Source organism: Treponema sp. J25 (assembly GCF_004343725.1).
Classification (GTDB): Bacteria; Spirochaetota; Spirochaetia; order Treponematales; family Breznakiellaceae; genus J25.
On sequence record NZ_PTQW01000020.1, the window covers coordinates 1 to 23700 of the forward strand.

Below are 23700 nucleotides of genomic sequence, written 5' to 3' on the forward strand. Positions count from 1 at the left end.
GCTGGGAGGGGAAATCGGGTGTGGTGGGGGCCTGGAGAGGGGCCCAAAAACCTTCTGGGGTGGAGAACTGGGCCCCCAAAAAACTGGCGCTATTGCGGGGTAACCCGGAAAGGAGCCAAAAGACGCCCGCTGTGGCCTGGAGGGAGCGGCCCCAAAACCTCCCGGCGGGGCTTAGAGGAACGGCTCCCATCTGCAAAAAAGCTCCTGGCGCGGGGCCCTGAGAAGGGCCCCGCCGGGGGCGAACCCGGAGTGGGGGGAGCGCCTGATCGCCTGAGCCGTGGGGGTGGGTAGTGAGCCGGGCTGGAAGCCCGGCCGGGGAGGGGCTGTGGAAGCGGCGAAGGAAGCAGGCGCGAGGGGGGAGCCGCGGTGGCCGAAGCGACAGTCTGGTGCGGGCTGAGCCGAGAGGGGGCGGTGCGGTGCTCCCCCTCCAACGATCTTCCTTAATCTTTTACTGCAGCAGTACTTACTCCACATACTTTAACACCACGAGGAGGGGGAGATGATCGCTTACGCCTGTGCCGGTTCGGGGATTATAGACTACGGGATATCCCTCTTCGTTTACAAAGGGGGCCTGTTGGGCTACTCCAAAGGAGGCGAATTCCCAGCCTTTTCCATCTCCCAGGGAACTGTGAAGGAGCACATGATCGATGGTTTCCCACGCTTCCTTATACCAATAGGAACCGGCAAAAGGACTTTCTTGCCAGGGACTATAAAAAGTGAGGCCCCTTAGGGTTTCATCCTGGGATATCTGGAAAGAATCCCGTAAAAGGAGTACGTCCTCTGGCCAGAAGAAAGGAGGCGCTTCTCCTGGGCCTTTTAAAGAGGGGCCCTCTAGAGGATAATCTCCTCCTCTGAGGTTGAAAGAACTCCGCCTTTCCTTTTTCCTCTGCTGAAGCTGAACCAGGCGACCGGCTTCTTCTGTCGTAGGAAGCAAGGCGGTTATCCGGGTTTTTCCCTGGCGCTCAAACTCATCGTAATTTTCGTTGAGATCTCCTACCACAAGGATAGCCCCCAGGGAGGGATCGTCCCGGCGACCGGCGATAGCTTCACTTTCCCTGTTTTGGTTCTCCTGAGGATATCCCTGTTTCAGCCCTGTATCCTCTTTATTTTTGACGGTCCCTGCCGCAGGGGATTGAATAAGTCCGTGGTTGTCGATGGTCCCCAGAAGTTCCCGGATCCGTCGTTGAATGATGGCCGCACTATCCCGACGAAAACGTTCCGTATCATCCTTACCCTTCTTGCTTTTCCAGTGGCAAACGAACACCACCAGGGGTTCTTTACCCGTATCCAGCATAAGCTCCAGGATAGGACGCTGACCTTCGCCCCCCTGTCGATACCCAAAATGGGACCGCTGGTCAATAATTCTATAACGGCTCAGGACCCCAATACCCAGGGCGGCATCGGCATTTTTAGAAAAAACAGCGTAGGGATAGGCTTTTTCTTTAAAACAGCCATTGAGGGCTTCAAGAATTTCCTTGTTTTCTATTTCTTCCAGGGCAAGGATGTCCGGTCCCTGGGGAAGCCAGCCAGCGAGGGCTTCCTGAATCTGGCTAATCCGCTCAAGGTATTTTTCTGGTGTCCATCCTTTGCTGTGGCGATAGTCAGCATACTCGGTGCCTGTTTCACTTCCATCAAAAAGGGCCTGGAGGTTCCAGGTTACCAGAGTAAGCTGTTCCTGGGGCTGTTTGGTCTGGAAGTTTTGCCCAATATCGCAACTAAGGAGTACAAAACAACAGATCCAGAGGCATACAAAAGCCACAAAAGTTGATATTGAGATGGCTGATAAACCACGGCGTTTTCGGCCCCCCTGAGGTGTTCTCCCAGGAAAGGCCGGACATATCAATCCCGGGAGTTCCTTTTTAGAAGGAGAAGAAATACCTCTCCCCAAATACCAACCAGAATCCATTTAAAAACCTCCTCATTAGAAGAAGGCGCCAATTATGCATGTTGCTTGAACACAAGGTTGTATCATTACCTGCCACCTACCAGTGAGTAAGGGGGCTAGAAGAGGGGATACCCTGAGGTTCCCTTGCTATAATTCTAAAGATATGCAGATATGGCTCTGAGGAAAGAACAAATAAAAAAGGGAGTCAATCGGCCCTGAGATTGACTCCCCCCATGAAGAAGGCTCTGGTATTTGGTTGTCTTCCAAGAAGCACAATGCACCCCAGAACGTGCATGGCACACGGCGAAGAAACACGCCTATTTTATTTCACAATACCCCAATCGATAGAAGTTCCTCTTCCTCGCTTCACCCTGTCCCATGCCGGTTCTGGTAAAGGGACCGACCCCTTTAGTAATTCTGAAGGACCGCCCATCTACATTGGGATTTCCCCTTTCCTGTACGATGGGCGGCACCTGTTATCTCCTGCGCTTAAAGCTTATTGGGATCTATGGTAAGAGTAATATCCTGATACGTCGTCGTCGTCGTCCCACCCGAAGTCGTCGTCGGAGTGGCCCCACTTACACAGAAGTTATCCCCCGTACTGTTTCCTAGAACAAGTTTCCAGCTCGCATCATCGTAGTAACAAATCTTAAACTGTGCCCCATCATTTGCATTTCCCCACGAAGGAGCTTTCCCATAAAAGGTAATAGCAAAGGTTCCCGTACTGTCAACCGTTCCCACAAGTCCTGTATCAGTAACGGTGTCCGCAGTCACATTCCAGTTATCTCCTATATTGGTGGGAGTAGATCCAATCTGAGATCCTGCTACCACCAGTTTCTTCCCAATATCGGCTACCAAACCAGTAATGGTAATAGTATAGGTACAATAAGCATTACTTGTGGAGGTAGCACTTACCTGTATAGCAGCAGTATTCGTCGTAGTAGTTACATCTACTTTTATGGGTAAAGTATAATCAGGATATTTCTGACTCCGCTCAATAGGGCAGGCCAGGAGCAGAAAGGCCCCAACCAGAGCCAGTAATATAACAGTACCTCGTTTCATCGTTTATTCCTCCCTTATGATTTAGAGATCCCAGCGCAAACCAATGCGGAAGGCGCCATAATTTTCATAGGCCCCTACCCCGTTATCCAGGATGTACCCATCCAGGTTAAAGTTGTCCTGCCCATCACCGAAACCTTTGTAAGGATCCATATTATAGATAAACTGGGCATAGGCTACCGGTTTATAAAGGACCTTTTCTACTTTCTTTACTATGCCGAGGAAGAATCCAAAGGGCGCATCAGAGGCGGTAACCCCTTCGTGTGCGGTTCTGAGTCCCGCACCGGCCTGGACCGTAAAGCTCTGGGGTAAGGTCACAGCACCGATAAGGGTATTAAAGAGCTGGTTAGTATTGGTGTTGTCATAGCCATAATAGACTTCGATCCCTTTAAAGATATCGGTAATATCCTTCATAGTAAACTTAGCTCCCCCTTCGCTCAGAAGGAAGGAACCCTTATTGGTACCCCGGCTATACTGATCTTCGGCGGTGTTAACATATTTCATTTTTGCATAGAGAGATAAACTCGAAGGAATACCAGCCAGGAGCGTTTCCGTATCTAGATCGATCGAAGGTTTCAGGTAGAATTCCAGCGTATCCTTATTCACGTAGGGGCGCTGCCAGGAGGCAAGGGAGGCATAATCATCTTTTATAAAGACCGTCTGGACATAGGGGTTCAGGCTGAGAGTAAGGATATCGATTGGCTTCACATAGCCATCGACCCAAACGCGCTGGGTATTCAGAGCACCAAGTTGATCACTGATGTTGGTATGTCCATCGGCCCCTTCTTCCACATACATCATGCTTGCCTGGGTACCGCGAGCTCGATAGCCAAGAGTAATCCCATAGGATTCGGCGGTGTAGCTTACCTGAAGATTCGTGGCAAAGTTATGAAGGAATCCAAGCCCTTCCTTCGCGCTGCTTACATCAGAACTGGAAGGAGAATAGGCAGTTTTATAAAGGTCATTAATTTTGACAGATCCCCAGACATTAAAGAGGGCATTGGCTTTAACGGTAATGGGGCCAAAAAGTCCCTTGTATCCACCAATAAAGTCTGCTTCATAAATAGAATCAAAAATGGTATCGTAGGTGTTCCCGTAGGCTCCGTTGTACTGGAAATCCAGATAGTGGTCCCCGATCTGGGCAGTCACATAGGAATACAAACCATATTGATTTCCTGCCCGATCGGCACTGCGGTTGGGCCCCAGGACTGCGTTGATAGTAATGTTATCCCCAATATTCTGGAGGGCCTGACCAAGGCTAAACTGGCTAAAGCCACCCACCTGGGCATATCCCGCTTCCCATTCTTGATCTACCGTGGTCCAGCTTACGTTTGTGTGAGAGGGAAGTTTTGCATACTTGTAACCGGTAAGATAGTTGACATAGGGGCTACTGAAGCCAGCCTTAAAGTGACCAAGATAGGTTCCTGCGGTCTTCTGGCCATTACATTATAATAATGGATAGGATCAAAGAAGGTATCAACCAAGAAATTCGTAAGCCCCTTCGAGAATTCAAGGCTATCTTTCTTGTACAGATTTTCAAAGCCATCGTTTTCAAACAGGGCTACTTCCACATACACAGGGAGATTGGGAAGGGCATCCCCAGAAAATTTGGCATAGGACTTTGCTCCAATACCGGCACTTTCTAAGGTCTAGGTTTTGGTGTTAAATTTACCCTGAAGACCAATCATACTCCAGGTCTGGAACTTTAATTTGGCAGAAGCGGCCCCTCCACCACTACTGGCCGCAGTTCCACCGCTTTTCGCCGCCAATAGCTCCGCCACATCTACAAGACCATTAAAACCCCCAAATCCATCATCAATCTTATCAGGGGCCTTAATATCGAAGATCCACTGCCCATCAGCCACAAACTTGTACTTAATGGTAGCGTCCCGGGGGAACACCTTTTTAAATTCCCAGCCATTCGCAACCTTTGTCATAGGGAGCCAGCCATTCTGCCAATCCGTAAAATCCCCTGCTATAAGGACTTCTTTAGCAGTGGTGCTCCCAAAGAAGAAGGTAACCTCGACGGTACCATCTCCTAAATCCTTTACGGTCACCTCGGCAAACAACGCAGCGCCGAGGACCAGTAAGGTACCGATGAAAGCTACAAGCCGTTTCATCACGATCCTCCTTGTAATTTTTTTCGGTTTATATATACCGTTTTACTAAACCGATTTATTTTATTTTACCACTGCTTTTAAAGATTTGTAAAGAATTTTTTTAAGATTTTTTGAAAAACCTCTGAAAACAACCCTCCAACCCCTTATTTTCAAATAAACCGTTTTAATATCTTTACAATTAAAAAACTTGGCAGAAAAGCTATGTATGAGTTCCCGCCGTTTTGTAGAGGCTTTATAACGTAGTTAGCCGCCTCTTAAACTAAAAGGCCCGCCTTTTGGGGAAGGCGGGCCTTTACATCGGTGGATTGCCTTATCTTAAATGAGGAGACTCAGTTCTTTTTTGTACTTACCCCACCACCACCTTTACCATAACAGGAACACCCCGACGGGCGCCATGAACAAGGGTTCCCGTGCAGGAAGCGCCTTCCACCTGGAGTTGAACCGTTCCCTGGTTGTTCCGGTTTTCTACTTCAATATGGTATTCTACCCCCCGGAACCAGCGGCGTATGGTGGCATGTTTTACATGGGAAGGGAGGCGGGGCTCTATAATGAGTCCATCAAAAGCAGGGCGGATGCCGCAGATCCACTGAGAAAGGGCCACGAAATTCCAGGCCGCCGTCCCGGTGAGCCAGGAGTTTTTTGCTTCCCCGTGGCGTTTACTCCCTTTCCCCGCAATCATCTGGGAATAGACATAGGGCTCCATCCGATGGAGTTCCGAAAGGTCCTCTCGATACGCGGGGGCTATCTTTTTCCAGTAGGTGAAGGCCCGATCAGGACGCCCCACTCGAATCTCTCCGATCATCACCCAGGGATTGTTGTGACAGAAGATTCCCCCGTTTTCTTTATACCCCGGCGGATACGAAGAAACTTCTCCCAGTTCTATATGGTATTCCTTATAGGGCGGATCGAGAATAACAATGCCATGGGGGGTGTCCAGGTGCTTTGCCACCGAATCCAGGGCCTGAACTGGATAGCCCCTTTCTTTCCCCACCAGGGCCATGGCCCCAAATCCCTGGGTTTCGATAAAGATTTTACCATCCTCACATTCGGCAGAACCGACCTTTCTCCCCGCATCATCATAGGCCCGTAGGAACCACTGACCATCCCAGCCATAACGAAGCAGGGCCTCTTCCATCGCACGGGCAGCCTCTTGAGCCCACTGGGCCTCTGCCTCATCACCCATGCGCCGGCAGATTTCAATGTAATCGGGGGCTACATACAGGAACATCTGGCCAATCAGAATCGATTCAGCGTTCTTTCCATCCTTATTGGTACAGGTCTGGAAAGAATCGTTGGGATCCATAGAAAAACAGTTCAGATTAAGGCAGTCGTTCCAGTCGGCCCGGCCAATGAGGGGCAGCCCATGGGGCCCCAGGTTATTGGTGACGTGGTGAAACGAGCGCTTCAGGTGTTCGTAGAGGCTTGCGGTATCCGCCGGATTATTATCAAAGGGGACCGATTCTTTAAGGAAAGCCCAGTCGCCGGTCTCCTTGATATAGCCCGCGACTCCCATAATGAGCCACAGAGGATCATCGTTAAAATTGCCGCCGATATCGCTGTTTCCCCGCTTGGTAAGGGGCTGGAACTGGTGGTAGGCCCCCCCATCGGGGAATTGGGTAGAAGCCACATCAAAAAGCCGTTCCCGGGCCTTTTCGGGCATAAGGTGCACAAAGCCCAGCATGTCCTGGCAGGTATCCCGGAAACCGATTCCTCGACCAATGCCGCTTTCAAAATAAGAGGCACTGCGGGCCATGTTATACGTTACCACACACTGATACTGGTTCCAGATATTGGCCATCCGGTCCAGTTTTTCATCCCCCGTCTGTACCGAAAAATGGGAGAGCTTTTCATCCCAGAACCGCTCAAGGGCATCCCAGGCTTCCTGAAACGCCTCAGGCCGGGCAAAATACCGCTCCATCTCCCGAGCCCGCTTTTTATTCACCACCCCGGGCTTCTCCCATTTTTCGTCCTGGGGATTTTCGATGTAGCCCAACACAAAGACGGCCCGTTTTTTTTCGCCAGGAGCCAGGTCCCATTCGATTCGATGGGAGGCTACGGGGGACCAGCCATCCGCCATCGATTGCCAGCTAACACCGGTTTCTACTACCGCAGGATGGGCGTAATCCCCATCCCGGCCAACGAAGGTTTCCCGGTCCGTGTCAAAACCGGCAATCTCCGCATCGGTCCAGAAAAAGGCGTAGTGGTTCCGCCGTTCCCGGTACTCAGTGACATGATAGATGGCGGAGCCCTCCACCTCTACCTGGCCGGTAGAAAGGTTCCGCTGAAAATTCGTAAAATCGTCCAACGCATTCCACAGACAAAACTCCACGAAGGAATGAATGCAAACCGCCTTCTCCTGACGACTCGTGTTTTCCAGGACCAACTCCTGAACTTCTGCGTTCATCCCCAGGGGAACAATGTACCGAACCGTAGCTCGGAGACCATTTTTTTCACCCACGATGGTGGTCCGGCCAAGGCCATGGCGGCATTCATAAAAATCCAGTTCCGTCTTAGTAGGTTTCCAGCCGGGATTCCAGACCGTGCCTTTGGGCTTTCCCCGCTTATTGCCACTCGCGAGCTCCCGTTCCTGGATATACAGGTACCGTCCATTACCATCTAGGGGTACATCGTTATACCGATACCGGGTAAGCCGGCGAAGCCGGGCATCCTTATAAAAACTATAGCCCCCGGCGGTGTTAGAAATAAGAGAGAAGAAACTCTCTGCCCCCAAATAGTTAATCCACGGATGGGGGGTTCTGGGTGTCTCAATTACATACTCCCGCGTTGCATCATCAAAATGACCAAATTTCATGCCTTACCCCTTCACTGCCCCGGCAACCACACCCTGGGTCAGTTTGTTGTTAAAGATAAAATAGATAATCATAACCGGTAACACCGCTATCACCAGGGCGGCAAGCTGCCAGCCCAATTGGGTACTCGTAAGGCTAGAGAAAGAATACACTCCCACAGGCAAGGACTTAGTAAGCTCCGAACTTGCCATAACCAACACTAACAGGAACTCGTTCCAGATTCCCAGGCCCGATATAATGGAAATCGTCGTTATAACGGGCACCGTCATAGGCACAATGATACTGAAAAACATTCGGAAGTAACCCGCCCCATCGATAAAGGCCGACTCAATAAGACTATCTGGCAAATCCCGAATAAACTGGGTTGCCAGCATAACCGAAAGGGGAAGTCCAAAGGCGATATACACGAGAATTATCCCCAGATGGGTATCGGTCAGTTTCAGGCTTGAAAGCATCAAAAAGAGGGGGACAATCACCGAGTTATTACTGATAAGATACCCAAAACCAATAAGTCCCCCAATAATAAGAGAGATTTTTTTAAAATCCATCTTACTGAGCCCAAAACCGGCCATCACCCCAAAAAGGGCAATAAAAAAGGTGGAAACCACTGCGTACAGCACACTGTTAAAGAATTTGCCCACCAGATTGCCCCGTTCCAGGGCAGAAATATAGTTAAAGAATACGGTTTTCCAGTGAATTTCCCATTGCATTTTTTGAGGAAGTTGAGACACCCGCAGGGTATCCCCCGGCTGGAGGCGGGCAATCTCTTCTGGAAGTTCTTCCTTTAAAAGGAAGAACACATGGAGTCGCCGCGTAGGAGCAATTTCGGTGGATTCTATGATAAGCCGTTCCCGGGGATCGTTTTGGATTTCCTCAGGGATCAGCACATTAAGAGCCTTCGGTATCACCTGATAGACATCATCCTTATTAAAAAAGAGGTCATGGGGAAGTGCATAGATATCTCGGACGAGTTCTTCGTTCGACTTAAACGATGAATAGCCCATCCACACCAGAGGAATAACCGTAATCAAGGTCCACCCAATGAATACCACATAGGAGATAACTTTCCCAAAGTAATGTTTTATTCGAGACGAGGAGTCATGCTGTTGCCACATATTAGTACTCCTCTCCGGCATTGAGTTTTTTGCCGATGTAATTACTTAAAAGAATAAGGAGCACGCTAATCACGATAATGGCATTGGAAATAGCCGCCCCATAGGCAAACCGTTCAGGATTGTTGTAATCCTGGAAGGCGGTCTGGTACATATAGATAGCAAGAACCATCGCATTATTCCGCTGGAGCCCCTGGGTGGTTATGGAAAATATAAGATCAAAGCCCCGCAGAGACCCTGCGATAGCCAGAATACTCGACACCAAAATAGTTCCTGAAAGGACGGGAACGATGACTCGGGTAAAAATCTGGAACTCATTGGCCCCATCGATCTGGGCAGCCTCGATCATGGCACTGTCAATCTTTTGGAGGTTTGCAAGGAAAATCACCATATACAGCCCCGTATACATCCAGATAAGGGCGAAACCGATGGGATACATGATCGTCTCGGCCTTAAGCATGAGGTCAAATTGAGCCTGAGGATTTCCCGTTACTAGTTGAATCAGGCGAGACACGGGACCATCGGCCTGAAAAAGCCGCTTCCACAAAATACCAATTACGATGGTGGATAAAAAGTTAGGCAAAAACACCATGGACTGAAAAAATTTACTCCATCGAACCATGTTTCGGTACAGAATATAGGCCAATGCAAACCCAATAGGGATCTGCCCAAACACCGAAACAAAAACTACAATGAGATTATTCTTAAGGGAGTGCCAAAAGTTGGGGTCCTGAATCATCTTCGTGTATTGAGCAAAGCCCACAAAATTCCAGGCTCCTCCCTTGTTAGGATTAAAATCGGTAAAACTTAACCAAAAGGAATAGACAATAGGATAGGCAACGATAAAAAGAAATAACACCGTCGCAGGTCCCACCATTCCTAAGTATGCCGGAAGATTTCTTCCGTTTCGACCTCTCATTCCGCACTCCTTTATCCAAGGCCCCGGCAGGATTCTTCCCTACCGGGGCCCAACACTATACTTTTAGATTCACCCTAGTTTTTATTTACCCCGAAGCAATTTTTCTACTTCCGCGGCCACCTCTTCAGGGGTAGCGGTTCCTGCGACAATCTTCTGCATCCCCGCATTCAGAGCATCATTGGGAGCACCACTTAAGTAGGCATCGATAACATCGGTGTTCTTTGCACTCTGGGCAAGCACCACCTTCTGCTTCACAATACTGGGAAGATCGTCTGGCACTTTGTAGTTCTTAAGGATCGGCGCCACGATGGCCCCATCCCGTAAGCGCTGGGTAGTTTCTTCATAACTATAGAAGTACTTAAGGAATTTAAGTGCTGCATCCCGTACCGCCGGATCCTTGGCACCCGCCTGGGTAAGCCCATAGCCAACCTGAATAGCTGCCGCTACCGAACCAGCCATAGCGGGCTTTTCACCGGGCAATTTGGGCCAGGCAAGCATCTTGGTTTTTTCAGCCACCGCAGGATCAATAGAACCGGCAGCCCACTGACCTTGAATCATGAACAAGGCCTTTTTGTTGCTGAAATTAGAGAGATTGGCTCCGTAATCAACGAGTATCGATTTTTCAGAGATAACCCCATCTTTTACCATGCGCTGCAGGAGTTTCAGGGAATCCACAAAGACCTGATCGGTAAACTTGTACTTACCCTCTACCGCCTTGGATACCCAGTTAGCATCCCCTGAAAGCCGAGCAATGATAGCGGACATTAAACAGGAACCCCAGGCCCAGCCATCGGCACCATCGATACTGACCACATCAAGCCCTGCAGCCTTTGCCTTGGGAACCATGGCAACCAGATCTTCGTAGGTCTTGGGCTCGCTAAATCCGAGGGACTTGACCAGCTCTTCGTTCATATATAGAACCGTAGTGATATTGCTGGTGCCAAGAGGAATTTCATAAATTTCTCCGTTGGGGCCCATGGGGGGAATAAGGTTCAGATCAAAGTAGTTTGCATCGATATAGGGGCGATGATCAAACTGCTGATTGGCTTCCTTCCATGGTTTACCCCAACGGGCATCAGCACCCATGTACGCCAGGTGGGGCACATCACCTGCCGCAAGCCGAGCCACAACCTTTTGATGATAGGCTTCGTCGTAGAGCAGTTCGTACTCAATCTTGATATTGGGGTTTTCCTTTTCAAAGGCCTTCACAATGCGAACCCAGTTAACCCCTTCGGCATTGGAGTTGTCCCCATAGGCCATGGCTTTTACCACGACCTGCTTCCCACCTGCAGCCTGGCCGCTCTGGCTCTGACCGCTTGCAAAGAGCATACCGGCAATCGCCAGGAATGCTACTAGTACAGATAGAGTCTTTTTCATAAAGACCTCCTCTTTTCTCTATACCCGCAAAGAAGGGCTTCCTTTGAGAACCGCTTTCCTTACGGGCGGTGCAATGCACCCTTCTCCCCAACGGGGATACTTACAAATGCAAGGCCAGGACCAGGGGGTCCTGGTCATCCAACACATCTACCGGCAGGTGGGTAGAGGTGAAAATTTTGTACAACAACATCCCCGCCGCCCCATAAGCAACGGCCTGTTCTCCCAACGTGGAATACATCACAAGGCATGCGGGCTCCATGGGATACATCCAGTTGCGCCGAATTTCTTCCTGAAACAGCCGGGGAGCATCGATGGGCCAATTTTCGATATCCCCCCCAATAAACACCTTGTTCAGATTGAAGGTGTTCACAAAAAGGGCCACATTCCGTCCCAATTCCCGAATGAATCGCTCAAGAAGCTGAGGCTCCTCGAGAAGCTCTCCCACTTCTTCATAGGGTATAGAAAACTGGGCCTGAGGCCCCTCTTCCCAGAAGGCACTCCGGAATTCGCCAGCCGTATAATTTGTGCCAGTGTACACCTTGCTATCGATGACAATACCAAAACCAACCCCCAATCCTCCGTAGTTTTCCTTTGCCAGTTCGCCGGTTCGCAGTTGAACAAGGGTAAAAAGAAAATTTTTTAGCCCATCCGCTTTATGAAAAGCCAACTCTCCCCACGCACAACAGTTAGCGTCGTTCCCGATAAAAAAGGGGATATGGGTTTTGGCGGTAATTTCCCGGGAAAAATAGAAGGGCTCTGTTACATGGAGGGGAATAGAATAATGAATAATCCCCTGATCCGAGTCGATAATCCCTCCCATGCCGATACCAACGCCAAGAAATTTTTCAAAGCCCCCCATGGTCTGGGCCGCATCAGAAGCAATCTGGATTACATCATCAATAAAGGTTTGGGGTTTCATGACCTTCTCTACTTTTTTGAAAGAAAGTACCTCCCCCGCTAAATTCACCACCACCACCGAATAGGTTTCCACCTGGAGCTCAATCCCGATAATGTAGCCATAATTTTTGTTTATCCCCAGTTGAATCGGTTTTCGGCCACCACTGGGTCCCGCTTCACCTTCGGCAATTTCAGTAATAAGCCCCAGATCCAGCAAACGATTTACCTGATGGGTAATAGTGGACCGTTCAAGGTGGAGTTGCTCCGCAATCTCATACCGGCTGATACCCGGATGCTTCCAGATACAGCGGACAATTCGGGCCGCATTGCGCGCCTTTTCGGTCTGTTCGTTAAGCCCTTTCCTCGCCACTTCGTTTATGCCCCTTGTGAACTAACCGTATTTCCACGGCCAGTATCCGCCACCGTTCATCAGGTTAATTGATATATTAAATCAACTATGGTATATCACTGGTTATTTAAACTGTCAAGAAAAATTTTTGGGGTTTTTACCCAAACCTGCAACATAGTGGTATAATAGGGAAACTTCTCATTCCCTTATAATCACCAGGAGGTTTTCCATGGCTATTTCTAAGGTATGGCTCGATGAAAGTAACGATGAGTGCATTTCCTGTGGCAATTGTGAGGCAATCTGCCCTGAGGTCTTCGAAGTTCCCGACAAAATGGTGGTAAAAGGGGGCGTGGATTTTTCAAAATATGAGGATAAAATCCGGGAAGCGGTGGAATCCTGTCCCACCGGGGTCATAAAGGCCGAATAAACGGGACTTGAAAAAACAGGCCAAATCCCCTAGAACGTGGGGTATGGAGCGTATTAACCTTGCAGGACCATGGCAACTGCACGTAGACGGAGACACAGAGGGAATACGAGATATCCCTTGCATTATACCGGGGGATATTTTTTCCGCCCTTTTAAAGGAAAACATCCTGCCCGATCCTTACTATGGTAAAAATGAAGAGGTCTGGCAGGTTTTAAATCAGAAAGATATAGAACTCTCCTATACCTTTTCGGTATCTTCCCATATGCTCGAAGAAGGGGATCCCTATCTTTTTTTAGAATCAGTGGATACCGTAGCGGACATTTATCTCAATAACAGCTATCTCGGGCACCATGAGAATATGTTCTACCCTTTTTATGCAGATCTCAACGGGATACTCCGGGAAGGAGAAAATACCATCAAAGTACGTTGTTATTCTGCAGAGAAGAAAGCGATGGAAAGGGCCGAAGAGCTTCCCTACCCTATTCCGTACGGGGCAGCTCCTATTCATTCTCCCCATCGAAATCTAGTTCGAAAGGTTCAGTGCCACTCAGGCTGGGACTGGGGGCCATGCCTTATGGTAAGCGGTATATACGGAAAAGCGTATATTGGTTTTAATCGGCCAGGACATATCAGTCATTGTACCTGTCGCCCCCTGCGGCGAACCGAATCTCTCTGGGATGTGGAAACAACTATCCATTACATCATCCCTGAAAGTAAAAGGGACGTCGGTTCTTCTCAGTGGGAACTGGCAGTTTACTACGAACTGGTAGCCCCCGATGGCAAGGTCGTTACACAAGAGGAGCGACACTACCCGGTGGCTGGCCCCGGAGAACACCTGCTTACGGCGAATTTTACTGTGTCCAATCCTCATCTCTGGTGGCCCGCAGGATATGGGAAACAGTCCCTGTATACTCTTACCGTACAGGTCTCTGCCTGTTCGGTATTTCCCGAGGATTTAGAACAAACTTATGCTTCTTCGGCCTCGCAGGGTTTTTCAGTCTCCGGGGAACCCTCAGAGACTCTCACTAAACGAATTGGTTTCAGAACCCTGGAAGTGCTTACTCAGGAAGATTCGATAGGCCGTCCCCTCACCTTTCGTATAAATGGCCGGGATATATGGGTCAAAGGAGCTAACTGGATCCCTCTGGACGCCCTACCCAGCCGTCAAACTCCGGACCGATATCGGCAATTGTTAGGTGATATGGTAGCGGCCCATATGAACATGGTACGGGTATGGGGCGGGGGCCAGTACGAACAGGATATCTTTTATGATCTTTGCGATGAACTGGGAATTTTAGTCTGGCAGGATTGCATGTTTGCCTGCGCCATGTACCCGGCTACCCCTGAGTTTCTGAGTAATGTTCAAAAGGAAATTGCCTACCAGGTGTTGCGTCTTAAGGATCATCCTTGTCTTGCTCTCTGGTGTGGAAACAACGAAAATCTCGGGGCCCTTACGTGGTTCCCCGAGACCAAGCAGAACCGGGACCGCTACATCATCGATTATGATCGATTAAACGAAGGAATAGTGGGAAATACTATCCGCGCTCTAGATCCGGACCATATCTTTTGGCCCAGTTCACCCAGCGGTGGTCCTCAGGATTTTTCTGACAACTGGCACGCCGATGCAAAAGGTGATATGCACTACTGGAGTGTCTGGCACGAAGGCAAGCCCTTTGAGGCCTACTACGAGGTGGTCCCCCGCTTTTGTTCTGAGTTTGGGTACCAATCCTTTCCTTCATTGGAAACGGTAAAGACCTATTGTCCCCAGGAAGAATGGAACCTGACATCTCCTATTATGGAACACCACCAAAAAAGTCCCCGGGGAAATTCTCTCATCATAGAAAACTTTTCTCGGTATTTTCGTTTTCCCGTGGGATTTAAAAACATGCTCTACCTCAGCCAGGTCCAACAGGCGATGGCCATACAAACGGCGGTGGAATACTGGCGGAGCCAGCGGCCCCGGTGTATGGGGGCCCTTTACTGGCAACTCAACGATTGCTGGCCGGTAGCTTCCTGGTCCAGCATTGAATATTCAGGAAAGTGGAAACTTCTGCATTACCGGGCCCGCCGTTTCTTTGCGCCAGTAGCCCTCGTCTCATACATAAAAGAGGGGCGACTTTCTGTGATTCTCTTAAACGATACCGATCAGGATATATTGGGTGATGTAACAGTGCGGGTCCTTGACTTTTCAGGGAAGCCCCTCTTAGAACGGGTATATCCCTGTGAAGGAAAAAAAGAAGGAGCCACCGTAATACTTCAAGAATCTATCGAAAACTTTACCAGTAAGCCCGAGCAATACTTTATGCATGCAACGTTTAAAGGCTCTCTTGCTGAGGATTCTCTGAAGGCCCCAGTTGTTAAGGAGGCCCTGCAAACAACCTCCTTTTTTACCCTGCCTAAAAAATGCTATCTCCAGGATCCTGTCCTTACGTTTACCATCGAAAAAACAAAGACCGGTCTCCTGCAGGCGGTTCTGTCGGTAGAACGCCCCGCATTTTTTGTGGCCCTGGACGTAGAAGGATTCCCCGGCTATTGGGAAGACAATTGTTTTACCCTTCTTCCGGGAGGACCTCGAAGAATTACCTATATCCCTCGTCCCGGCACCGCTCTTCCTTCAGAAATCGAGTTTAAAGAGCAATGTAGCGTATATGATTTGTGGGAAAGCTATCAGGAATAATATACACAGAAGGGGCGTTCCCCCTACATCAACACCATAAGACTAAGGGGCGCCTCGCCCCTGCTGTTCTTAGAAGCGCAGGTCTTCTCCGTTTTGCAGGAGAAGACCGTATAATTTTAAATCCTTATTTTTGAATCACATTCCCATCCTTATCGGCAAACCGGAGATTGTCCAGGTACAGGGTTCCTTTCATCACCTTACCCACATCTGCCTTAAGTCCTACCGGATCCTGATCATCCGAAGGATGGTATACCTTGATAGCAAACTGAGGTACCAGCGTGGTAAGGGAAGAAAGCTTGTTTTTCACCCGCACCACATGGGTTCCCTTTCCGGAGGGATCCGTATTCGCCATATCACCCAGTTCACCCTTCGACTTGTCCGAAATTGAATCATCCCGGCCAGCCAGATGAATTCCCAGATTGATTACCTTCGGATTAGAAATGGTACACTCAGGGGCAGGGATCCACACATAATCAATGAGCATATATTCGGCATTTACCAGCCTTTTGGCATAGGCAGGATCGATGGCCCCCGTATTATCCCACCCCAGGCCAAAACAGGCTCCATTCGTCTGAAGACGGGAAGTAATCTTAAAATCGATTTCAATCTTGGCGGAGTATTTCCCTTCGGTTACATACTCGGTAGAACTGGAAATCTTAAGCCCCTTATTACCGCCCCAGCCTTCGTTGGTCAGATTCACATAGGTTTTCTTGGGATTAATACCGACGTAAATCTTACCATCCTCGGTAATCCGTTCAAAGGATTCAAAGACATAGGGGTTCGTTCCCATATTCATGGGAGGGAGGGCTCCACCTTTTTGTTCTGCCTTTTGCTCTGTCTTTTGAGCGGTTCCAGAATTACTACTCGCCGTCGGAGTAGAAGCACAGGTAACCGTTGTCAGGGCTGCAGCAAAAACGACCATTACCATCGCTACTCCATTCATCCAATTTCTTTTCATAGTACACCTCCTTACAGTATCTATTCAGGTCCAGGACCTGAAATTTTCAAATTAAAAGCGGTATTTCCCTCTTTTTACAGGTCTTATTGAACGGCTCTCTTCCCTTTCAAATTGATGGGGACCGTTCTGGGCGCATTGGCAGAGGACGGCCCATAAGAAGCGACTCACTGATAAATGGTAAGTTCATCAAATTGTATACTAACACTCCCCAGGGCACTGTTATTAGCCCCCTTTTCAAGGCCAAGCCAAAATTGATAGGGCATGCCCGAATAAAAAGTATTGGTATAAAAACCTATAAACGAACTATTGATAGCCAGAGAAAAACCTCCCCCATATTGGGTAATACTCAATAGATTCTTCCCTTCCTGGTTGATCGCCCCGGAGAAAACATAACCACCAGTGTAGTAGTAGTAGTTTCCTTCTTCCGAGGGGTAGTGCCCTACAAGGTAATAGCCTGAACTCGTAACACTCACATAATCAAAGACGGGGCCATTGTTCGTGGTGTAATAATTGAATTGAATAAGAGCCTTGGCATAGGTACTATCGGGCTGCGAGGGAAAAGAAAAAGTCACTTCTAGTTTGTATGGACCAGTGAGAGAAAAGGCACTTCCACTCTGGACAACCCTGAGAATACACGGAACAGAGGTGCTACTGTTGGTGAGGGTAAGGAAGCCATTTGCAATAGTGGCGCTTTGTTCTCCTCCGCTTGTGGTAGTCCATCCATTAGTATTATTCGCAAAGGACTCCTGACATATCTCCGTGTTATACGAGGAACTATCTCCCATGCTACAGGAAAAATTTAGAAAAAGAAGAATCCCTCCAAGAGAAATAACAAGAGGCAACCAAGCTTCTCTTTTTATTAGGAACCGGTTTCTCTGAAATGTTAAAAACTTCGCTCTTACATCCATATAATCCTCTGCGGTAAGAAAAGGCTTCTTACTTATTTTCTATCCCGCCCCCTCCTTAAACAGGGTCTGGTATTTTTTTGAACACCGAGTTTCGACCCTGCCATCAATGGGAAACAGCTCTTAAATGGGGGCATACGACACACTTCCTGCCCCATGCCCCCATTTTCTACTCCCAGCGCTGAAATCCCTTCTATCCCTTTAGAACTTTACCGCCGTCCTGAAAACAATCCGGCCAAACATCGCATCCTTATACGTATTGAACTTGTTGGTCAGATCATTGGAATCCCAGAACACGGTAAAGATGGTATTTGCCATAAAACCACTCAGGCTTACTCCGGCCTTCATATAGAGATCGAAATCTTTGCCGTTGGATTTGTTGCTGGAAGAACCCTCTACATAGGGGGCTACTGTACCTTTCCCTACTGGTAGGTCATAGGAAACATAGCCATGGAACCCCAACGAATAGGAGCCATCACCTTCCGCCTTAAGATCATCCTTGATATATTCCACCGCCGCCCGAGCAATCAGATTGGGAACCGTCTTAAAGTCCAGGGCCCCCGTGGCCCGTAAAGAATTTACCGTACTCGTTTTAGAAGCATCGTTTCCGTATCCCACATTAGTAGTAAAGACCGACTTGAGGAAATCCACCTGGAGCCCCCCTGCTACGGCCCAATCAAAACCATCGGTGGAAGGAACGGCCCCCGCATAGGAATCAATATCCGGAAGCTGGCCATCAAAATACACCCCCGGTTTTATGGCGATATCATCGTTTAAGGCAAACTTGTACTGGACCTTACCACCAAAGGCAGGGGGGCTATACACCGTATCCGGGATACCCAGGTCTGCCGTTCCCGCTACCACCGCCGTCAGGTTAGGAATCGCCGTGAGAGAAACACTGAAAATCCCCGTATAACCGTTGTTTCCGTTATCCACGATGTTTCCATTTGCATCATACACAAAGCGGCTTGCATCCTTGTAGGATTTGTAAGACCCCACGAGGGCACTCAAATCCGCAAAGGGAAGAGAATAATTCACCTGCACATAGGCATTGTTGGTGGGTTCTTTCCAATCGTAGTTAGATGCTTTGAAGAAGACCTTGTTCGTAGGCGTGCCTTCATCGCCGGTTACTTCCCAGCTGTTATAGAGGCTTCCCGCCACATCGGTGGATCCGTATTGACCGCTGTAGAGGCTATACGCATAGGCATTGCTGATTCCGTAGCTATCCCCATTGTAGAGGGTAAAGGCCATGCTGTGCTGGTACTTATTCGTTTCGTTGTACCACAGAACGATATTGAAGTTGTCGGTGAACACCAGCTTTGAAGAAAGTTGATCCCACAAAAGGTAGATGGGGCGTTTTTGCCAGTCGCTTCTCCAGCTATCACCGATGGTACTTACAGGGGTAATATAGTCACTGGTACTGCTGTTGTCCGCATTTGTTCCAACCCGGAGCCCCGTGATCCTGATCTCCCCATACGGGGCGGTGTCGCCGGTTTTTTCGACCGTGGTCTTATCTGCCAGGGAGACATCAAAGCGCATGTCTTTAAAGGTAACTTCAAAACCACTGGTCCGATGGTCCACATCATAGCCCCAGTCCCATTTCACATAACCAGTGGCGGAAAAGGTTTGGGCCATAAGAAGAGTTCCGCCCACAAGGAGCATACTAAGAACATTCACCATCCGTTTCATATCTGCCCTCCCTTACTTACTGAAATAGATATCCACCGAGTCCAGGGATACCACATAGCCATAAATTTTGGCGCTGGCCGCTCCCAGAACAATATCCCCACTTCCCCCATAGGGAATTTCCACACTTACCTTTTTGGTCCCATTGAATTGTGCATCCCCGGAGCTACAATCCCAGAGCTTAAATCCTTGAGGGGTTCCAGAACCTACGGTATAGGTAAAATCCTTTAACTCGATCCACCAGTTATTATCTTGAATGGTAAAGTGGAGTACCAATTTGGTAATCCAGGATTGGGAGATGAGGCTTGCGGTCGCTAAATTAGCCACATTAATGGTATAGGTAGTAGGAGAAGAGCCACCATCGGCATGCGTCCAAAGAGAAGTTGCAGGTGCATCAGAATACGTATCACCACTCAACTTATTTTCCGCCGGAGTAACACCGCTACTAGCCCCGACAATAGGACTCACAATCGTGTATTCCACGGGACAGCCCATAAAAAGTATCCCGAGGACCATCACAAAAATGACACAGAAAATCTTTTTGTATCTTTCCATACAGGTCTCCTTTTGGTACACTGTAGGATAGGCCCCCATCAACGATGGGCCGCTACGATTGGTAGCGGACGGCCTTCGTAAACCGGTGCCGGGACAAGGGTGCGCCACATTCTGTCCCGGCACCACCCTGATCTCTGGAGAACCGAGCTTTGTAATGAGGAGGTTTCTTCCTCGCCCACAACAGAGCAACCGGTTTCTCTTTCAATCAATAATCCACCGAGCCTTTTCATCACCTCCTTCTAAATAATGTATTGTTGTCCATCTCCCGGACCATCGGTCCGTTCGTGGTTTGTGACAAGGAATCCAGGCAAAGGCACATCCTCGCCGCTCGCCTATCCTCGCCACATCCCTGCCTAACGAGAAGTATGGGGCCCCTGCTTTTTCCCTCTTAGATCCCTCTTTCTTACTGGATATCCCTCCCTAAGGAAGGAACTTCATCCCGGGTAATCAGCCAGGGATGTTCGTAATACGCCTTAAACACCCCCCGTTCCGTGTAGCGCTCCGAGAACTTCCCTGAACCATCAATAACAAACTCCCCATTCCAGGTGCAAAACCAGGCCCAGGGGAGCCTCTTTTGGGCAATCGCCTCCACATTGGGAAGGGTACCATTCTCAGAAATGGCACAGAGCTTTGGCTCAAAGGAAGAAGCCTGCAGGGCTCTGAGTTCCTTTTCATGGTCCCGGTAATCCCGCTCCGGGGGATACAGATCCACACTGATAATATCCACCACATCGTCCCCGGGATACCATGCGGGATCCTGGCCGTTCCAAACCCAGATCAGATTGGTTAGACCATGATGACGCACTAGTCGATCAAAAAGAAGCATATAGAGTTTTTTGTACGGTTCTGGGCCCTTAGAACCCCACCAGAACCATCCTCCCGAAGCTTCGTGAAGAGGGCGCCAGAGTACCGGTACACCAGCGGTCTGTAATTTTTTTAATTCCACCGCAATGGCATCAATATCTCGAAGAAGGAGGGCGTACTCCCGCCCCTTAGGATTTTCCAGGGCCGCCGCAAAATCAAAGGTAGTAGCCTTGGTATAAAATCCTGAGTACCACCGCTTATCCGGTTCTTTGTCAATTAATCCCGTGGGGGCATTCCAGTGCCAGGCACAGGTCACCAGGCCCCCTTTCTTCCAATAATTAATCGCCTCCTGGATTACCGAGCTCTTGGTCCCTCGTTCCACCCGCGAAGGGCTATAATCGATGAGATCTATACCAAGAATAGCAGGATATTTCCCGATTTCCTTAAAAATAGTATTGATTTCTACACTCCGACCGTAGATTTGCTGTCCCGAAAGGATTCCCTTCCCCTGCATGTCAAGCAGATATTGATACACCGCCTGAGCAGCAGGGAGAGGATTAGGGGTCACGAGGTTTCTTCGGGGGAGCATAGTCTGATAGAGTTCCTTTGTCAGGGGCTCTAAGGTAAGACGATCAAGATACCATTCCCCCTGCAGGGAACTTATAAAAAGTCGATTTTCTCCTTTGCTAAGCCAGAGGGGATAATAGAAAAGTACATCAGAAAAAATCCCCGTTACCGTAAGACGCTGGGCCCCCACAGACCGTTCCTCCACATCTATCTGTACCTGGGCAAGTGATGTATCCCCCGGTTTTACCATACTTCGTAAACGAAGAGCATAATAGCCTTCCTGAGGGATCGTTACCGTTACTGCCAGGCTTACCCCTTCAATCACCGGGAACTTTACATACCCTGATCCGGTATAGCCCTGGTAGTCCTTCTCCTGCCGGACCCCAAAAAAGTCTCCATCCTCCGCTTCATACATCAAAGCACGAGAAGAAAGAGGGGGAAGCCGTCGCCCTTGTTGAGATTGAATTACCGGATAGTCCCGGGGGAAGGGGACATCCTCCGCAATTGCCACAAAGGGTGTTCCAATACTCACTACCATGCTCACAATCCTTATGATTCGCTGCCATTCCCTCATATATCTCATCGTATCTTGCGCTCTCATCCTCTTTCCCTCATGCCTCACAGCATTTTCCATCCCAATCTAATTGCTTATTTTTTTTCCTGTATAGAAATATTATCAATAACAAAATCCCCTGCAAAACGTCCACCAAACTTCAAGGGGAACTTCCCATTGGCAAGGACATCTTTTATATTGACCTTTACGGTATACACCTGATTGGCCGCATCAATCTTCTGGGTGGTCCAGCCCCAATTTCGGAGACTATCCTGCCACACCTGGAAGTACAGATATCCGTCTGGTTGGGTTGGCATTTTAAGGGGCTTAATATCGAACGATATGGTATAGTTCCGCCATCCTACAATGCCAACCTTTTCGGGGTCGGTAAACACCGCATCGATCCATTCTCCATCTACTTTACTATCCATGCTTATTAAAAGCGATTTGCCTTTGATTGCCCGGGAATCGGAAACAATCTGGAGTTTTACGCTCTTATACTCGGGTTTACCCACCTTAAAAGCAGAGATGTCTCCATTTTCAAAATCCACCGTTATGGGATTAAACGGTAACTTAACGGGCTTTTCAAAGGGCTTGGCGGCTTCGGCAATAAGGGTTTCCGCCTGAGCCTTGTATCCCGCGATGGCAGCGGCGGGACTATTACCGGTCCAGACAATTTCTCCAAGGAAGTTATCCAACATAGGATCAAGCACCGAGTTAGAAGGTCCCGGATAGTAGGGCTTTTTGGCCATTTCATCTACAATGGGAAAGATTTCCTTGGGCCACTTCTGGCGTCCCTTGAGATCTTCCTCGTACCATTCTTTAAGACAAATATCGATGAATTTTCCCGCATAGGTGGGACTTTTGGAGCCATTCCCGATGGCATAGCCGTCACATTCAAAGATGTTTACCTGTTCTTTGTTTCCTGGACCCCGCGGGAGTGGTACGTAGGCAAGTTCATCCCGGGTATTTTGGATAATTTGGACCGGGAAATATTCCCGTTCCATATACATGGCGATGGTACGCCGCTGGAGTCCCATACTCGTCATGCTGTAGTCCTGCTGGTACCAGCCCTCTTTTTTAGCATCCGCCAGGAACTGAAGGGCCTCTAACAGTCGTTGGTCGTCAAAATTCAATTTAAAGTTCCCCTTTGCATCCTTGACGGTGAAACCTGTCCCGTTCATGTACACAAAGCCCCGGGTCCACCAGTTTCCAAAGCCCCAACGATCTATCTTGCCACTGCCCGTCGTATCCTTGGTAAGTTTGATGGCTAATTCCCGAAGTTTTGCCCAGGTCCACTTGCCAGCCTTATAGAGCGCCAGGGGCTGTTCACTCTCGGGGATCCCTTCTTCTTCCATCAAGGTTTTGTTGTAAATGATGATCCAAGGGTGATTGGAAGTAACATGGGAAGCCACGTAGTATTTCCCATCATATTTAAAGGCCAAGTCCATCCCCGTTTTGTTAATATACGGAACATTGAGGTTCACGTACTTATCAATTGGTTGTACATATCCCCGCGTATAAAACAGGGGGAAATCCGCATCCCGGGCAAAAATGACATCGATGGGTTCCCCCGCCGCCATATACGTCAGAATTTTCGATTGCCAGTTTACCCAGTCGGAAATGACAAAGGTTACCTTTCCGCCGGTCTCTTTTCTGTACTTTTCGGCGGCCCGCACCATCACATCGTTCTTATCCCGTGGATTTACCCCCGGCCGAAAAACGGTGATATTAGGACTCTCGGCCCCGCTAGCTAAAGTAGCTGTGAGAAGTACCAAACCCCACAACAAAACCGGTTTCTTTTTCAACATAGACTAACCTCCCCTTTCTTGTTTTGCCTATTATAGCACAGGTTTTACAAAAGGGGTATTTATTTTTCCCCTTTTTTTACAATCTTAAAGCAGGGCTCAGGGCCTCCTGAGAAAGCCTTAGGCCCCTGGCTATGCCGGATTTTTCCCCCTCCCCATAATTTTGGGGCCGCTTGCCGCTCCGGTTGTGCTTTCTTTATCGCCTCCGCGGCCTGGGCTATCCCTTCCGTTC

General features: G+C 48.9%; 17 protein-coding genes. 2 read left to right on the forward strand and 15 right to left on the reverse strand.

The window, feature by feature from the left end:
- Positions 1 to 463 precede the first annotated feature (463 nt).
- The 9 genes from C5O22_RS07245 to C5O22_RS07280 form a co-directional block, all read right to left on the reverse strand.
- Positions 464 to 1759 (reverse strand): endonuclease/exonuclease/phosphatase family protein, encoded by a 1296-nt coding sequence (locus C5O22_RS07245; protein WP_165910446.1) that lies wholly within the window; start codon positions 1757 to 1759, stop codon positions 464 to 466.
- 615 nt (positions 1760 to 2374) lie between these two features.
- On the reverse strand, positions 2375 to 2947 hold the full coding sequence (locus C5O22_RS07250) for a hypothetical protein (RefSeq protein ID WP_132780551.1): 573 nt from the start codon (positions 2945 to 2947) through the stop codon (positions 2375 to 2377).
- A gap of 21 nt (positions 2948 to 2968) precedes the next feature.
- Positions 2969 to 4225, reverse strand: a complete 1257-nt coding sequence (locus C5O22_RS13675; protein WP_243692902.1) for a hypothetical protein — start codon at positions 4223 to 4225, stop codon at positions 2969 to 2971.
- A gap of 368 nt (positions 4226 to 4593) precedes the next feature.
- The gene (locus C5O22_RS13680; RefSeq protein WP_243692903.1) at positions 4594 to 5064 is read right to left on the reverse strand and encodes a glycogen-binding domain-containing protein; all 471 of its coding nucleotides are present in this window, start codon (positions 5062 to 5064) and stop codon (positions 4594 to 4596) included.
- A 346-nt stretch (positions 5065 to 5410) separates the two neighbouring features.
- Entirely contained in the window at positions 5411 to 7876 is a 2466-nt protein-coding gene (locus C5O22_RS07260; protein ID WP_132780552.1) for a glycoside hydrolase family 94 protein, read from the reverse strand.
- A gap of 3 nt (positions 7877 to 7879) precedes the next feature.
- Positions 7880 to 8989 (reverse strand): carbohydrate ABC transporter permease, encoded by a 1110-nt coding sequence (locus C5O22_RS07265; protein WP_132780553.1) that lies wholly within the window; start codon positions 8987 to 8989, stop codon positions 7880 to 7882.
- 1 nt (position 8990) lies between these two features.
- Positions 8991 to 9905 carry a carbohydrate ABC transporter permease gene (locus C5O22_RS07270; RefSeq protein ID WP_132780554.1) on the reverse strand — a complete coding sequence of 305 codons (915 nt, stop codon included), beginning with the start codon at positions 9903 to 9905 and terminating at the stop codon, positions 8991 to 8993.
- 81 nt (positions 9906 to 9986) lie between these two features.
- Complete coding sequence (locus tag C5O22_RS07275; RefSeq protein ID WP_132780555.1) at positions 9987 to 11282, reverse strand: ABC transporter substrate-binding protein; 1296 nt, start codon at positions 11280 to 11282, stop codon at positions 9987 to 9989.
- Positions 11283 to 11382: 100 nt separating this feature from the next.
- A complete protein-coding gene (locus C5O22_RS07280) occupies positions 11383 to 12549 on the reverse strand; it encodes an ROK family transcriptional regulator (protein ID WP_132780556.1) in 1167 nt (388 codons plus the stop codon).
- A 190-nt stretch (positions 12550 to 12739) separates the two neighbouring features.
- Between C5O22_RS07280 and C5O22_RS07285 the strand changes: the two genes are divergently transcribed.
- On the forward strand, positions 12740 to 12955 hold the full coding sequence (locus C5O22_RS07285; protein WP_347812558.1) for a ferredoxin: 216 nt from the start codon (positions 12740 to 12742) through the stop codon (positions 12953 to 12955).
- Positions 12956 to 12998: 43 nt separating this feature from the next.
- Complete coding sequence (locus tag C5O22_RS07290) at positions 12999 to 15632, forward strand: beta-mannosidase (RefSeq protein WP_132780558.1); 2634 nt, start codon at positions 12999 to 13001, stop codon at positions 15630 to 15632.
- Positions 15633 to 15756: 124 nt separating this feature from the next.
- On the opposite strand, the gene C5O22_RS07295 is transcribed toward C5O22_RS07290, so the two are convergent.
- The 6 genes from C5O22_RS07295 to C5O22_RS07320 all read right to left on the reverse strand — a co-directional run bounded on the left by C5O22_RS07295 (position 15757) and on the right by C5O22_RS07320 (position 23471).
- Positions 15757 to 16590 (reverse strand): hypothetical protein, encoded by an 834-nt coding sequence (locus tag C5O22_RS07295; protein ID WP_132780559.1) that lies wholly within the window; start codon positions 16588 to 16590, stop codon positions 15757 to 15759.
- A 164-nt stretch (positions 16591 to 16754) separates the two neighbouring features.
- Positions 16755 to 17375 (reverse strand): hypothetical protein, encoded by a 621-nt coding sequence (locus C5O22_RS07300; protein ID WP_132780560.1) that lies wholly within the window; start codon positions 17373 to 17375, stop codon positions 16755 to 16757.
- Positions 17376 to 17696: 321 nt separating this feature from the next.
- Positions 17697 to 19184 carry a hypothetical protein gene (locus C5O22_RS07305; RefSeq protein ID WP_132780561.1) on the reverse strand — a complete coding sequence of 496 codons (1488 nt, stop codon included), beginning with the start codon at positions 19182 to 19184 and terminating at the stop codon, positions 17697 to 17699.
- Positions 19185 to 19196: 12 nt separating this feature from the next.
- Positions 19197 to 19736, reverse strand: a complete 540-nt coding sequence (locus C5O22_RS07310; protein WP_132780562.1) for a hypothetical protein — start codon at positions 19734 to 19736, stop codon at positions 19197 to 19199.
- Positions 19737 to 20139: 403 nt separating this feature from the next.
- A complete protein-coding gene (locus tag C5O22_RS07315; RefSeq protein ID WP_165910447.1) occupies positions 20140 to 21645 on the reverse strand; it encodes a glycosyl hydrolase in 1506 nt (501 codons plus the stop codon).
- Between the two features lie 110 nt (positions 21646 to 21755).
- Positions 21756 to 23471, reverse strand: a complete 1716-nt coding sequence (locus tag C5O22_RS07320) for an ABC transporter substrate-binding protein (RefSeq protein ID WP_132780564.1) — start codon at positions 23469 to 23471, stop codon at positions 21756 to 21758.
- Positions 23472 to 23700 lie beyond the last annotated feature (229 nt).

What these genes read in the sequence shown, in the direction of transcription:
- C5O22_RS13680 (WP_243692903.1), bottom strand. Translation starts at nt 5,064, where the DNA reads ATGAAACGGCTTGTAGCTTTCATCGGTACCTTACTGGTCCTCGGCGCT.
- C5O22_RS07320 (WP_132780564.1), bottom strand. Translation starts at nt 23,471, where the DNA reads ATGTTGAAAAAGAAACCGGTTTTGTTGTGGGGTTTGGTACTTCTCACA.
- C5O22_RS07305 (WP_132780561.1), bottom strand. Translation starts at nt 19,184, where the DNA reads ATGAAACGGATGGTGAATGTTCTTAGTATGCTCCTTGTGGGCGGAACT.
- C5O22_RS07275 (WP_132780555.1), bottom strand. Translation starts at nt 11,282, where the DNA reads ATGAAAAAGACTCTATCTGTACTAGTAGCATTCCTGGCGATTGCCGGT.
- C5O22_RS07265 (WP_132780553.1), bottom strand. Translation starts at nt 8,989, where the DNA reads ATGTGGCAACAGCATGACTCCTCGTCTCGAATAAAACATTACTTTGGG.
- C5O22_RS07295 (WP_132780559.1), bottom strand. Translation starts at nt 16,590, where the DNA reads ATGAAAAGAAATTGGATGAATGGAGTAGCGATGGTAATGGTCGTTTTT.
- C5O22_RS07300 (WP_132780560.1), bottom strand. Translation starts at nt 17,375, where the DNA reads ATGGGAGATAGTTCCTCGTATAACACGGAGATATGTCAGGAGTCCTTT.
- C5O22_RS07310 (WP_132780562.1), bottom strand. Translation starts at nt 19,736, where the DNA reads ATGGAAAGATACAAAAAGATTTTCTGTGTCATTTTTGTGATGGTCCTC.
- C5O22_RS07250 (WP_132780551.1), bottom strand. Translation starts at nt 2,947, where the DNA reads ATGAAACGAGGTACTGTTATATTACTGGCTCTGGTTGGGGCCTTTCTG.
- C5O22_RS07260 (WP_132780552.1), bottom strand. Translation starts at nt 7,876, where the DNA reads ATGAAATTTGGTCATTTTGATGATGCAACGCGGGAGTATGTAATTGAG.
- C5O22_RS07290 (WP_132780558.1), top strand. Translation starts at nt 12,999, where the DNA reads ATGGAGCGTATTAACCTTGCAGGACCATGGCAACTGCACGTAGACGGA.
- C5O22_RS07270 (WP_132780554.1), bottom strand. Translation starts at nt 9,905, where the DNA reads ATGAGAGGTCGAAACGGAAGAAATCTTCCGGCATACTTAGGAATGGTG.
- C5O22_RS07315 (WP_165910447.1), bottom strand. Translation starts at nt 21,645, where the DNA reads ATGGTAGTGAGTATTGGAACACCCTTTGTGGCAATTGCGGAGGATGTC.